At 53.3% G+C, this 12208-nt stretch carries 12 protein-coding genes and 2 pseudogenes; 6 read left to right on the top strand and 8 right to left on the bottom strand.

Translation table 11 applies throughout. The annotated features are described in order from the left end of the window. Positions 1-16: 16 nt before the first annotated feature. A pseudogene (locus tag A6013_RS27485) lies at positions 17-190 on the top strand (KilA-N domain-containing protein); the annotation flags it as partial. 42 nt (positions 191-232) lie between these two features. Here A6013_RS27485 and A6013_RS00850 read toward each other — a convergent pair. After that, positions 233-619 carry a hypothetical protein gene (locus A6013_RS00850; protein WP_069732374.1) on the bottom strand — a complete coding sequence of 129 codons (387 nt, stop codon included), beginning with the start codon at positions 617-619 and terminating at the stop codon, positions 233-235. Positions 620-945: 326 nt separating this feature from the next. On the opposite strand from A6013_RS00850, the pseudogene A6013_RS24875 reads away from it, so the two are divergent. Continuing rightward, positions 946-1092: pseudogene (locus A6013_RS24875) on the top strand (DJ-1/PfpI family protein); the annotation flags it as partial. Positions 1093-1267: 175 nt separating this feature from the next. Here the strand turns inward: A6013_RS24875 and A6013_RS00845 are convergent. Both A6013_RS00845 and rstA read right to left on the bottom strand, forming a co-directional pair. After that, positions 1268-1528: a hypothetical protein gene (locus A6013_RS00845; RefSeq protein WP_069732373.1), complete on the bottom strand. Its 261-nt coding sequence runs from the start codon at positions 1526-1528 to the stop codon at positions 1268-1270. Between the two features lie 244 nt (positions 1529-1772). Then, positions 1773-2489 (bottom strand): two-component system response regulator RstA, encoded by a 717-nt coding sequence (gene rstA / locus A6013_RS00840; protein ID WP_028012938.1) that lies wholly within the window; start codon positions 2487-2489, stop codon positions 1773-1775. A gap of 128 nt (positions 2490-2617) precedes the next feature. On the opposite strand from rstA, the gene A6013_RS00835 reads away from it, so the two are divergent. Continuing rightward, positions 2618-2953, top strand: coding sequence for a GlpM family protein (locus A6013_RS00835; protein WP_069732372.1), 336 nt, complete (start codon positions 2618-2620; stop codon positions 2951-2953). Here A6013_RS00835 and folM read toward each other — a convergent pair. From folM to ydgH, 3 genes are all read right to left on the bottom strand, one after another. Next, the gene (gene folM / locus A6013_RS00830; protein WP_069732371.1) at positions 2950-3672 is read right to left on the bottom strand and encodes a dihydromonapterin reductase; all 723 of its coding nucleotides are present in this window, start codon (positions 3670-3672) and stop codon (positions 2950-2952) included. The two genes, A6013_RS00835 and folM, sit on opposite strands and share 4 nt — an antisense overlap. 39 nt (positions 3673-3711) lie before the next feature. Continuing rightward, entirely contained in the window at positions 3712-5094 is a 1383-nt protein-coding gene (locus tag A6013_RS00825; RefSeq protein WP_028012940.1) for an amino acid permease, read from the bottom strand. A gap of 185 nt (positions 5095-5279) precedes the next feature. Next, positions 5280-6224 carry a DUF1471 family protein YdgH gene (gene ydgH, locus A6013_RS00820; protein WP_014883599.1) on the bottom strand — a complete coding sequence of 315 codons (945 nt, stop codon included), beginning with the start codon at positions 6222-6224 and terminating at the stop codon, positions 5280-5282. Positions 6225-6759: 535 nt separating this feature from the next. On the opposite strand from ydgH, the gene pntA reads away from it, so the two are divergent. From pntA to A6013_RS00805, 3 genes are all read left to right on the top strand, one after another. Further along, a complete protein-coding gene (gene pntA, locus A6013_RS00815) occupies positions 6760-8289 on the top strand; it encodes a Re/Si-specific NAD(P)(+) transhydrogenase subunit alpha (RefSeq protein ID WP_069732370.1) in 1530 nt (509 codons plus the stop codon). Positions 8290-8299: 10 nt separating this feature from the next. After that, positions 8300-9688 carry a Re/Si-specific NAD(P)(+) transhydrogenase subunit beta gene (gene pntB / locus A6013_RS00810; RefSeq protein ID WP_013096868.1) on the top strand — a complete coding sequence of 463 codons (1389 nt, stop codon included), beginning with the start codon at positions 8300-8302 and terminating at the stop codon, positions 9686-9688. A 106-nt stretch (positions 9689-9794) separates the two neighbouring features. Then, positions 9795-10904: a mechanosensitive ion channel family protein gene (locus A6013_RS00805; protein WP_045261475.1), complete on the top strand. Its 1110-nt coding sequence runs from the start codon at positions 9795-9797 to the stop codon at positions 10902-10904. 40 nt (positions 10905-10944) lie between these two features. Here the strand turns inward: A6013_RS00805 and uspE are convergent, their stop codons facing one another. Together uspE and A6013_RS00795 are read right to left on the bottom strand one after the other, a co-directional pair. Beyond that, entirely contained in the window at positions 10945-11895 is a 951-nt protein-coding gene (uspE, locus tag A6013_RS00800) for a universal stress protein UspE (RefSeq protein WP_028012944.1), read from the bottom strand. A 109-nt stretch (positions 11896-12004) separates the two neighbouring features. Next, complete coding sequence (locus A6013_RS00795; RefSeq protein ID WP_223824746.1) at positions 12005-12157, bottom strand: hypothetical protein; 153 nt, start codon at positions 12155-12157, stop codon at positions 12005-12007. Positions 12158-12208: the final 51 nt, after the last annotated feature.

Genomic DNA, 12208 nt, shown 5'->3' with positions numbered 1-12208 from the left:
CTCGTTCAGTTTTGAAGCAATTTCTCGGCTGAACAAGCTTAATCATATTATTAATACCGAAACGAAAGAGGTTAGTCATTGCGCCAGCAAAATGGCCCGGTGGGAAGCTGGTGGTAGGAAACAATTTCTTCATGTGGCTCGTGAGTGGATGATGAGCGAAGTTCAGATTTATTTGCCAGGCTTCAAATAAGTATTCACAGAGAGCCACTTTCACAACGGCTCCCAGATAAAATTACTTCCTGTAAAGGTCGCCTTGACCGGACCTTGCTCTTTCCCAGATTTCATCATCTGAGAGTGTAGTTTCTATCAGTTCAATCGGTGCGCCATTGTCATTAATCATGGCAACAACGAAACCGTCAATGGGCTCATAGGGACCAAGAATGACTTCTTCATCTTCGATAGCTCTTAGCAGGTTGTCCACTTTAAAGGCGACGTGAGGCACAGTTTTTATCAGATTGTGGAGTGGAGAACTATCTTTAAATCTATGCCACTGCACACGAAACTGACCTGGGTTATCGACTGTATACATCCCCGCTTTTTCGCTGTATGCACCTTCAAAAACGCCATCCTGTAACGGGATGCCGAAGTGATGAAAAGTATACTTTACATTTGATTTCATTCTTATCTCGCTAACTAATTAATGACAATGTAATTGAGCATAGGATGTAACTACTGTGGACAATGTACTAAATATAAACAACTAAAGAATACCATACATGAAATTCTTCCAACACGAGCGCATTTGTAAGTGGATTTAAAAGGGATATCCCTACAGCGGAAAAATCATCTGCTATTCCCTTGAGTGGATAAATAGACGTTCATGACTTACATCGACAGATGCATTAAACCTGCAAGGAAATCGATTTAACTGCTGGTAATTTTGAAATGAGCAATCTGATGCGAGCGTTTGTTTCTGAAGGTGTTGAATTTTTTACAAAGTTATGCAGCAAGCGGTTTGGTTCAGTTTGTACGGGGGCATTACTCCTGGCGCTCACCGGAAAGCTAAATGGAAAAAGAGTGACCACGCATTGGGCATGTGCGAAAACCCTTTCCGCCAGGCATCCCCAAATAATCGTAGAGGCAGATGCGTTGTAACGAGCCGTTAATAGCTTTGCGAACGGGAGAGAAGCTATAGCCTTTCCAGTAAATTGCAGATTTTCTGCACACTAAACTGCACAAACAGCTTTTTCATTGGATCTCACCGCAAAAACGCTATGTGCAGAATATACATGAAAACCCTTCGGGTTTTTCACGTCTGTCGAGCGTGTTATATGGCTTTCGCGCTGTTTTTTACCTTGGCGATGAGTTTTTCGGTCACGGCCAGGCCTTCCGCAATGTGCGTATCAATCACATCCGCCCCGTATTCGCTGATGAGATCCAGCAGTATTTCGTAAGACTGGATGAGTTCCAGCAGGTCAAAGAGCGCTTTTTGATCGGTGCGTGAGGGGGAGGTGTGGTTAAGGGTTGCCTGATTAACAATCCACTCAAGATTGGTTTTTATCGCTTCTACCTGACCGTAGCTATACATAATTCATGGGCTTAAATCCTCATTTCAAGATTTCTGGGAGCGATGTCGTGAAAGCTTCACGGCGAAAATGAGTAAAACGATCGTAAGAGCAGGATGAGCTGAAGAAAGGAGAGTCGAGAAGCTAATTATGGAATAGTTTGCGTGCTTAGCAAGTTAAATGTTGCGCAAACGTAAAAATAAATGCGCGAAAGGAGGGCATTTTCGCACAATGCCTTCAATTCGCGCAGATTATCCTATCCGACGATCAGGTTTCCCAGGCGTGTGGGGCAAACAGATAACCCTTGTTACGCACGGTTTTAATGCGGTAGGGCTCGGTGGCGTTATCCTGCAGTTTTTTGCGTAATCGCGAAATCGCCACGTCAACGCTGCGATCCATACCGTCATAGCTCACGCCACGGAGGTTTTTCAGCAGCGCGTCGCGGTCCATGATTTGCCCGGCATGCGTGGCCAGCTCCCAGAGCAGGTCAAAGTCTGCGGTAGAAAGGGCGATAAGCTCGCCGGAAAGCAGGACCTGGCGGTTAACCGGGTCAATAGACAGCGTACCGAAGCGCAACGCTTTGTGCGGCGTCAGGGACGGCGCGGGCGCTTCGCGTTCAATGCTGGCGTGCTGGCGCAAATGCAGGCGCAGGCGGGCCAGCAGGACGGCAGGCGGTGTGGTTTTCAGAATGTAATCATTGGCGCCCATCTCCAGCGACAGAATATGGTTCATATCGCTGTCCAGTGAGGTAAGCAGAACGATAGGACCGTCCCAGCGGGCGCGCAGGTCCCGGCAGAGCGTCATGCCGTCTTTGCCTGGCAGCATGATGTCCAGCAGCACTAAATCCGGGTTTTCACGGACGACCACCTCTTCGGCACGATCGCCGCGAGGCTCAACAATGACGTCCATATCATGTTTACCCAGATAGGCAGCGATCAATTGCCCGACTTCGGGTTCGTCTTCAACATATACAATCTTATTCATACAGCGTCTGTTTTCGTGAAAAAAGCCAAAATACACCGCGGAACCTTAACCTTCCATTAATCTTTCAAAATTAACGCCGCTTCCGTTATTCTGACGTTTCTTGTTATTTGATTGTTATAGGAAAAAATATGGGGCTGGTGATCAAAGCCGCGCTGGGGGCGCTGGTGGTGTTACTGATTGGCATTCTGGCAAAAAACAAAAACTACTATATTGCCGGGCTTATCCCGCTGTTCCCGACCTTTGCGCTGATTGCCCACTATATTGTGGCCTCTGAGCGGGGTACGGAAGCGCTACGCACGACCATCGTGTTTGGCATGTGGTCAATCATACCGTACTTTCTCTACCTGCTTTCCCTGTGGTATTTCACCGGTTTTCTGCGGCTTCCCCTGGCGCTGGGCGGGGCAGTGGTCTGCTGGGGGCTCAGCGCCTGGGTGTTAATCTTCTTCTGGAGCCGCTTTCACTAGCGCAGCGGGCGGCCGCCGTCCACGGCAAAGGTTCTGCCGGTGACGTAGCAGCTGGTGAGCAGGTAATCCACCAGGTCGATCACCTCTTTCTCACCGGGCGCTATTTTCATGAGCGACTTATTCAGCGTCTGCTGGCGGTATTCCGCATCATCGTGTTCGTTAAACAAAATCATCGCCGGGGCGATGGCGTTCACCTTCACCTCAGGTGCGAGCTTGCGGGCAAAGGAGCGGGTCATGTTATCCAGCGCGGCTTTGCTGGCCGCGTAGGCGATATGCTTGTCGCTGCCGCGCTCCACCACATAATCGGTAAAGTGAATAATGTCGCCCGCCGCATGCCCGTGGCCGCGCAGCAGATCCTGCAGCGCGTGGTTAAGCAGATAAGGGGCGTTAACGTGGATCTGCAGCATGGCGGAGAGCGTATCGCTGAGGGACGTGCCGGGCTTCTCGGCACACCATGCGCTGGCATTATGGATCACGGCGCGCAACCCCGTCGCGGTGGATTTAACCTGTTCGGCAAAGGCCAGAATGCCTTCGTCGGTGGAAAAATCAGCCTGAATGCAGATCGCTCCGGCTTTGCGCAGCCCCTCAATCGACGGGTATTCCGTACGGTAGCTGACAATAACCGGATGGCGAAGGTTGAGAAAGTGATGGGCGAGGGCGAGGCCGATACGGCGGCCTCCACCGGTGATCAGTATTGGGCGAAGCGGTGCATTTCCCATCGTATTCTCCTTTACAGTTCAACAATGGGAAAGACAGTGCTATCCCATTAACATCCAGGTTGCCGGTACGGCAGCAACCAGTAACAGCCCGATTAAGGCCATTTCACGGCGTTTCAGCGCGTTCTCCAGCTGATGCGTGCGGCGGGCATAGATAAACACCAGCAGACCCGGCGCATACAGCACAACCGACAGCAGCAGATGCATCGGCCCGGAAGCATACAACAACCACAGGCCGTAAATACAGGCCCCTACGCCCACAACATAGTGCGCCGGACGCGTGGCGATTTTTAACAAATACGCACCCACTAAGAAATAGGGTACCAGAATCATCTCCGAGGCGATGGTCAGCAGGGTGTTATAGTCTGAACCTGTGAGCCAGATCAGCACCAGACAGACCTGAACGCTGATGTTGGTCAGCCAGAGTGAGGCTGATGGCGCATTATTTTGATTTTGACGGGCAAACAGGCGTGGAAACGCCTTGTGCGTCGCGGCCAGGAACGGCACTTCAGCCGCCATGATGGTCCAGCTCAAATAAGCGCCGCAGACGGAGACGATCAGCCCTGCGGCTATCACCACGTCGCCCCACGGGCCGAGCATTTTCACCATCAGTCCTGCCATGGACGGGTTACGCATTTCGGCCAGTTCAGGACGCGCCACCACGCCCAGCGACAGCAGGGTCACCAGCAGATACACGCCCAGCGCCGCCAGGACGGCCAGCAGCGTGGCGCGGCCCACATCGCGCTTATTACGCGCGCGTGCAGAAACCACGACGGCACCCTCAACGCCGATAAATACCCACAGGGTAATCAGCATCGTGTTTTTCACCTGCTCCCAGACCGGAACGCCCAGCGCAATGCCGCTGAAATCAAGCGAAAACACGTCGAGACGGAACGCAATGAAGGCCAGCACGATAAACAGGCCAAGCGGCACCAGCTTCGCCAGCGTCGCCACCAGGTTGATGCTGGCGGCGGTCTGGACACCGCGCAAAATCAGCCAGTGAACAATCCACAGCAGCACCGAGGCGCCGACGATAGACTGCCAGGTATTACCGTCGCCAAACAGGCGCAGCTCAGGGGTATCGGTAAAGAAACTGAGCGCCGAGAAGACAATCACCAGATAAGAGACGTTGGCGATGACCGCGCACAGCCAGTAGCCCCAGGCGGAACAGAAGCCGATCAGCTCGCCGAAACCTTCACGTGCATAGGTGAAAATGCCGCCGTCCAGATCCGGGCGAATGCGCGTCAGCAACAGCATGGCAAACGCCAGCAGCAATATCCCGACACCGGTAATGCCCCAGCCAATGAGCAGGGCGGCAGGGCTTGCGACGGCCGCCATGTTCTGCGGTAAACTGAATACGCCCGCGCCCAGCATTGAGCTCAATACAAGTGCAGTTAAAGCACTCAGGCCAAGTTTCTTTTCCATTGGCTTCCTGTTATGAAAAGTCCCAATCCAGAATAATTATTTCGCTAAGGCGCATAAAAATGGTGGATCACACTAAGGCGCGGGATTTTACGGAGTGTAACGAAAGCATGCAATGATGTGTGGCAGATTTTCAAAAAAAGTAACAAAAAAAGGCGGCATTGCGCCGCCTTTCATCAACGGTTTTGTTACTTGTACAGATCGGCGCTGATGGTCACGTTGTTACCACGTTCCTGCCACTGGCGGGTGATGTGGTAATACTTCGCCCCTTTCTTCGCCGCACGCTTCGCGACCTGATAAGAGACTTCCGTCATATTGCCGTAGTTGCCGGTAAACTTGATGCTGTCGAACGGCACCATCTGCGCGGCAGTGGCTTTGTTCAGCTCTTCAATTTTAGTGCCGTCCGGCAGCGTCACGGAGTAACGGCCACCTTTCGTGGACTGCGTTTCAAAGAAACGGCCCACTTCAGCGCTTGGCGCCGCAGTGGTCGCTACGCCCGGAATTTCAACTTTCTTCGCTTCTTCGCCGCCTTTGGCTATCGCCGCGCGACCCGCTTCAGAATCCGCAGGGATGGCATCCGGGCTCTGCAGAACGCGTTTTTTCGCATCTTCTTTGTAGATGAATGCGGTAATACGCTGGTTGCCGCCCTGGTTAGCATCCACCTGACGCACGATATAGAAAGAGTAGGCACCTTTCTCTTTCGCGGCTTTGGTGATGGCATCGTTCACTTCTGGCTGGCTGCGATAGAAGCCCTGAACGGTAACGGTGTCGTAAGGTTCCAGCTCAATGGCCTGATCTTTCGGCAGCTCAACGATACCGTTGATCACGCGATTTTTCGGCGCGTCAGCCTTTGGTGCATTATCTTTATACAGCGCAATGGTCACGCGCTGGTTACCGCTGTTGCCGTAATCGGACTGGTCAACTACGTAAAACGAGGCCGCCCCGTTTTTATCCGCGGCTTTTGATGCGGCGGCGACGGCATCGCCAATAGAATTATAACGACCCACAATGACCGTATGGTCAAAAGGTTTTAACGCTGCCGCTTGCTCTGGCGTTAACTCTGTTGCGGCATTCGCAGACAGGGCGGTCGCACAGAGAAGTGCGGACGCCAGGAGTGTGTTCTTAAGCTTCATAAAAATAATCCTTCGCCTTGCGCAAACCATGTACTGGTATTGTTGTTTATTTGAGACGGCCCCGATTATGGCATTTAAAACCCGTCGCTGTCTGCGCCATTTTTCACTGCCTGTGCTCACTCAATTACCGAATTCGATAACATTTAGTGATATGTTGAAAAAACAGGCGTTTGACAAGCAAAACTGATAAAGCATATGACTTTTACAAGTTAATTTTATGTTAATAACTTGTTCTCTTATGGCGCTATATCATGTTTTTACCGCTTCGCTTACGCGATTTATCGGTTCTGGCGATGAATTTAAGGTAAATATCACTGTCAGTGACGCCGATCGCTTATTTTTCACAGATAAAGTAAGAAATAGTGTTTTCTGGCGGTAGATCACAAGCGCTATTTTCAGTAGGTTATAGACAGTTTGTTACTGTTTTATTTTGCGGGGTTACTCATTTCTCGTCGCTATCATGCTGGCGAAAATTGATACAAACCGCGGGCATTTATCGACAAACCATCATCAAAAACCGATGGAAGGGAAAACTATGCGTATTGGGGTACCAAAAGAACGGTTAGCCAATGAAACCCGCGTAGCGGCAACACCGAAAACGGTGGAGCAACTGCTTAAGCTGGGTTTTACCGTCGCGGTTGAAAGCGGCGCAGGCAAGCTGGCGAGTTTCGATGACGAAGCCTTTATTCAGGCTGGCGCGGAAGTGGTGGACGGTGCTGAAGTCTGGCAGTCGCCCGTGATTCTGAAGGTCAACGCGCCGGAAGAGAGTGAGATTGCGCTGCTGAATCCAGGCACCACGCTGGTGAGCTTCGTCTGGCCTGCACAAAATCCTGAACTGATGGAGAAGCTGGCGGCCCGTGGCGTGACCGTGATGGCGATGGACTCCGTGCCGCGTATTTCGCGCGCGCAGTCGCTGGATGCGCTGAGCTCCATGGCAAACATTGCCGGCTACCGCGCCATTGTTGAAGCAGCCCACGAATTTGGACGCTTCTTTACCGGCCAGATCACCGCGGCGGGGAAAGTCCCACCGGCAAAAGTAATGGTAATTGGCGCGGGCGTGGCGGGTCTTGCCGCAATCGGTGCGGCAAACAGCCTGGGCGCTATCGTGCGCGCGTTCGACACCCGTCCCGAAGTGAAGGAACAGGTTCAGAGCATGGGGGCCGAATTCCTTGAGCTGGACTTTAAGGAAGAAGCGGGCAGCGGTGATGGTTACGCGAAGGTGATGTCCGAAGCCTTTATCAAAGCCGAAATGGAACTCTTCGCCGCGCAGGCGAAAGACGTCGACATTATTGTTACCACCGCGCTTATTCCGGGTAAACCGGCGCCGAAGCTGATCACCCGTGAGATGGTCGACTCCATGAAGCCGGGCAGCGTGATTGTCGACCTGGCGGCGCAAAACGGCGGTAACTGCGAGTATACCGTTGCCAATCAGGTGACCACGACCGCTAACGGCGTGAAGGTGATCGGCTATACCGACCTGCCTGGCCGCCTGCCAACCCAGTCGTCTCAGCTGTACGGCACCAACCTGGTTAACCTGCTGAAGCTGCTCTGCAAAGAGAAAGACGGCAACATCACCGTCGATTTTGACGATGTGGTGGTGCGCGGCGTCACCGTCGTTCGCGAAGGTGAAATTACCTGGCCTGCGCCGCCTATTAAGGTTTCAGCCCAGCCCCAGGCAGCGCCGAAAGCGGCACCCGAGCCAAAAGAACCGGCAAAACCGGCTTCTCCGTGGCGCAAATACGCCATCATGGCGCTGGTCATTATTCTGTTCGGCTGGCTGGCTGACGTCGCGCCGAAAGAGTTCCTCGGCCACTTTACCGTCTTCGCACTCTCGTGCGTTGTGGGTTACTACGTGGTGTGGAACGTCTCCCATGCGCTGCATACGCCGCTGATGTCGGTGACCAACGCTATCTCCGGGATCATCGTGGTAGGGGCGTTGCTGCAGATTGGACACGGCGGCTGGATCAGCTTCCTGAGCTTTATCGCGGTGCTGATCGCCAGTATCAATATTTTCGGTGGTTTCACCGTGACTCAGCGCATGCTGAAAATGTTTCGTAAAGGCTAAGGGGTAGCATATGTCTGGAGGATTAGTGACAGCCGCATACATTGTTGCTGCAATCCTGTTTATTTTCAGTCTGGCGGGGCTTTCCAAACACGAAACGTCTCAGCAGGGAAATAACTTTGGTATCGCCGGGATGGCGATTGCGCTGATTGCCACCATCTTCGGGCCGGATACCGGCAACGTGGCGTGGATCCTGGTGGCGATGATCATCGGCGGCGCGATTGGTATTCGCCTGGCGAAGCGCGTGGAAATGACCGAGATGCCGGAGCTGGTGGCGATTCTGCACAGCTTCGTGGGCCTGGCAGCGGTGCTGGTGGGCTTCAACAGCTACCTGTATCACGAACCGGGCATGGAGCCGATTCTGGTCAACATTCATCTGACCGAAGTGTTCCTCGGTATCTTCATCGGTGCAGTAACCTTCACCGGTTCTATCGTAGCGTTCGGCAAGCTGCGCGGTAAGATCTCTTCTAAACCGCTGATGCTGCCTAACCGTCACAAGCTGAACCTGGCGGCGCTGGTGGTGTCGTTTGTGCTCCTGGTGGTCTTCGTGCGTACCGAAAGCGTGGGCCTGCAGGTACTGGCGTTGCTGGTGATGACCATCATCGCGCTGGCGTTTGGCTGGCATCTGGTGGCGTCCATCGGCGGTGCGGATATGCCGGTGGTTGTCTCGATGCTGAACTCCTACTCCGGTTGGGCAGCGGCGGCTGCGGGCTTTATGCTGAGCAACGACCTGCTGATCGTCACCGGTGCGCTGGTCGGTTCTTCCGGTGCCATCCTGTCTTACATCATGTGTAAGGCGATGAACCGTTCGTTCATCAGCGTTATCGCCGGTGGCTTCGGTTCTGACGGATCTTCTACCGGCTCTGACGAAGAAGTGGGTGAACACCGTGAGATCAGCGCGGAAGACACCGCAGAAATGCTGAAAAACTCGCATTCAGTGATCATCACCCCAGGCTACGGTATGGCGGTGGCGCAGGCGCAGTATCCGGTGGCGGAAATCACCGAGAAGCTGCGCGCGCGCGGTATCAAAGTTCGCTTTGGTATTCACCCGGTGGCCGGACGTCTGCCGGGCCACATGAACGTACTGCTGGCGGAAGCGAAGGTGCCATACGACATCGTGCTGGAGATGGACGAGATCAATGATGATTTCGCCGACACCGACACCGTGCTGGTTATTGGTGCTAACGACACCGTTAACCCGGCGGCACAGGACGATCCGCGCAGCCCAATCGCCGGGATGCCGGTTCTGGAAGTGTGGAAGGCGCAGAACGTCATTGTCTTCAAACGCTCGATGAACACCGGCTATGCTGGCGTGCAGAACCCGCTGTTCTTCAAAGAGAATACCCATATGCTGTTTGGCGACGCCAAAGCCAGCGTGGATGCGATTCTGAAAGCGCTGTAATTCGCTTTCTCCTGACAAACCGCCTTTCGGGGCGGTTTTCCTATTTCTGCGGCCAGCGTTTCTCCTCTGTCTATACTTTACCCTTTGTGTAATACGAGGAGGTGTAATGCAATTTCTGTCCCGCTTCGACATCATCGCGCTGATGATGACGCCGACATTCTGGATAGGCGCCGCCACGGTTGTCTTTGTGACGCTGCTGGTGTACTGGCTGCTAACGCGCCTGATCGCATTCGTTAAGAAAGGCATCACCACCTGGGGCGACAAGCACCCGACCACCAACCGGATGCGTTTTATCCTGACCGATATGCTTAACCGCACCAGCCGCTTCCTGCTGTTTGTGGTGGCGCTGCTCTTCAGCCTGCGTTTCGTTGACTTGCCGGATCATCTCTTTGGCACCGTGAGCCACGCCTGGTTCCTGGTTTTCGCCATCCAGGTGGCGCTGTGGATGGATCAGGGGGTGGTGTCGTGGCTTCGTCACGTCATGCTGGCGCCTGGAAGCCATAAAAACCCGGTCACGCTGGTGATCACGGGGCTTATTCTCCGTGCCATCGTCTGGTCAGTGATGCTGCTGTCTATCCTTGCTAACGCGGGCGTCAACATCACTGCTCTGGTTGCCAGCCTTGGGGTAGGGGGTATTGCCATCGCCCTCGCCGTACAAACGATCCTCAGCGACGTGTTTGCCTCGCTCTCTATCGGCTTTGATAAGCCGTTTGAAATTGGCGATTTTGTGGTGTTCAACGACGTGGCGGGGACGGTAGAGCACATTGGCCTGAAAACGACCCGCATCCGCAGCCTGAGCGGGGAGCAGATCGTCTGCGGTAACGCCATTTTGCTTCAGCAGACGCTTCACAACTACAAACGCATGCAGACGCGTCGCATCGTCTTTACCTTTGGCGTTGCCAGCGACACGCCGCCCGATAAGTTGCGCTACGTGGGGGATATGGTCAGGCAGATCATTACTGATGTCGGCGAGACAAAATTCGATCGTGCCCATTTTCTGGGATTTGACCGCGACCGCCTGACGTTTGAAGTCGTCCATATCGTTAATACCGCGGATTACAATAAATACATGGATATCCAGCAGGAGATCAATATCCGTATTCTTGAAGGGCTGAACGCCCAGGAGATTAAGCTGGCGCTGCCCAGCATGGTATTGCACGCGCCGTGGATGCAGGATGAGTCAGGTGAACAGCCGAAGCCGGTAATGGAGAGCTGATGAGAAAAGCCCGCCGGAGCGGCGGGCTTTGATGTTTACGTTAATCGTCTTCCGGGTCGTCCAGCTCAATCGGCGTCTGATACTCATCCGGCTTGATGACCAGCAGGTCGCAGCGCAGATGGTCGATCACCTGTTCGGCGGTATTGCCGAGGAAGGCAGCAGAGATACCGGTCCGGCCAATGGTGCCCAGCACCACAATCCCGGCCTGCAGATGTTCGGCTAAATCCGGGATCACCTCTTCAGGCAGCCCTTTTTCCACGTGCGTCATGTTCTCGTCAATACTGAACTTCTGGCGCAGCGCTTTCATCGCCAGCAGGTGCTGACCGCGGATCGCGTCGTTATAGACGCTTGGGTCAAATTCCGGCAGCTCAATGGCGATATTGATCGGGGTAACCGGATAGGCGCCCACCAGATGTACTTCGGTATGGTTAACCTGATCGGCAAGCTGGATGGTCTCCTTCACCAGCTTCTCGTTGAGCGAATTGTGATAATCCTCTTCGCTCGCGAGATTCACCGCCACAACGGCTTTCCCGCCTTCAGGCCACGGCTGGTCTTTCACCATCCAGACCGGGCAAGGGCATTTACGCAACAAATGCCAGTCGGTCGGAGTGAAGATTACGGACTCCAGCTTGTCGTGCTGGTGCGCCATCTTCAGGAGTAGGTCGTGCCCACCGGCAACCACTTCCTGGATAATGGCCTCAAAAGGTCGGTTATGCCAGACCACTTTAATATCAATAGGCACGCCCGCTTCCAGGTAATACTTCGCCTGTTCACGGATCCACGCGGTACGCTGGCTGATGACGCCCTGACGCATAGCGGTGCGCTCGTCAGGCGACAGAAGGGTGGTCATCTCATACGAGAAGTCATAGATCGGCAAAAACGCTTTGATTTTGCCACCAATCCGTTGATGTAAATACACAGCACGTCGTAATGCCGGCTGATCGTCCTGATTCGGATCGATAGCTACCAGCATGTTTTGATACTTGGCCATACAGGTCTCCTTACTACTGTCACCACAGTCTGTAATTAAAAGAGTAACCTATATATCCTGAATGAAACAGAGGGGAGCTTTTGCCAGATCAATAATTCATGAAAATTTATCAGAGGAAAAGCACGGTGGATGTCACCGCGATAAACGCAATGAATAGCAGCACCATCACCGCTATCGCAAAGGTCGTGGAATCCTGAACGTAGGTTTTTTCCTCCCCCTTCATCGGACCGACAAGCATGATCCAGATGAATATAAAGGTCACTGAGGCGATCACGACTGAAACGAAAAACAAACTTTCTCTCAATTCATAACC

Origin of the sequence: Enterobacter sp. IF2SW-B1, assembly GCF_001743375.1 — a bacterium.
Taxonomy (GTDB): domain Bacteria; phylum Pseudomonadota; class Gammaproteobacteria; order Enterobacterales; family Enterobacteriaceae; genus Enterobacter; species Enterobacter bugandensis.
Note: the sequence above shows the minus strand (reverse complement) of the source record. Positions and strands in the feature narration are given on the sequence as shown.

Coding starts and splice junctions, on each gene's coding strand:
- A6013_RS00850 (WP_069732374.1), bottom strand. CDS start 619: ATGAAATCAAATGTAAAGTATACTTTTCATCACTTCGGCATCCCGTTA.
- A6013_RS00845 (WP_069732373.1), bottom strand. CDS start 1,528: ATGTATAGCTACGGTCAGGTAGAAGCGATAAAAACCAATCTTGAGTGG.
- rstA (WP_028012938.1), bottom strand. CDS start 2,489: ATGAATAAGATTGTATATGTTGAAGACGAACCCGAAGTCGGGCAATTG.
- A6013_RS00835 (WP_069732372.1), top strand. CDS start 2,618: ATGGGGCTGGTGATCAAAGCCGCGCTGGGGGCGCTGGTGGTGTTACTG.
- folM (WP_069732371.1), bottom strand. CDS start 3,672: ATGGGAAATGCACCGCTTCGCCCAATACTGATCACCGGTGGAGGCCGC.
- A6013_RS00825 (WP_028012940.1), bottom strand. CDS start 5,094: ATGGAAAAGAAACTTGGCCTGAGTGCTTTAACTGCACTTGTATTGAGC.
- ydgH (WP_014883599.1), bottom strand. CDS start 6,224: ATGAAGCTTAAGAACACACTCCTGGCGTCCGCACTTCTCTGTGCGACC.
- pntA (WP_069732370.1), top strand. CDS start 6,760: ATGCGTATTGGGGTACCAAAAGAACGGTTAGCCAATGAAACCCGCGTA.
- pntB (WP_013096868.1), top strand. CDS start 8,300: ATGTCTGGAGGATTAGTGACAGCCGCATACATTGTTGCTGCAATCCTG.
- A6013_RS00805 (WP_045261475.1), top strand. CDS start 9,795: ATGCAATTTCTGTCCCGCTTCGACATCATCGCGCTGATGATGACGCCG.
- uspE (WP_028012944.1), bottom strand. CDS start 11,895: ATGGCCAAGTATCAAAACATGCTGGTAGCTATCGATCCGAATCAGGAC.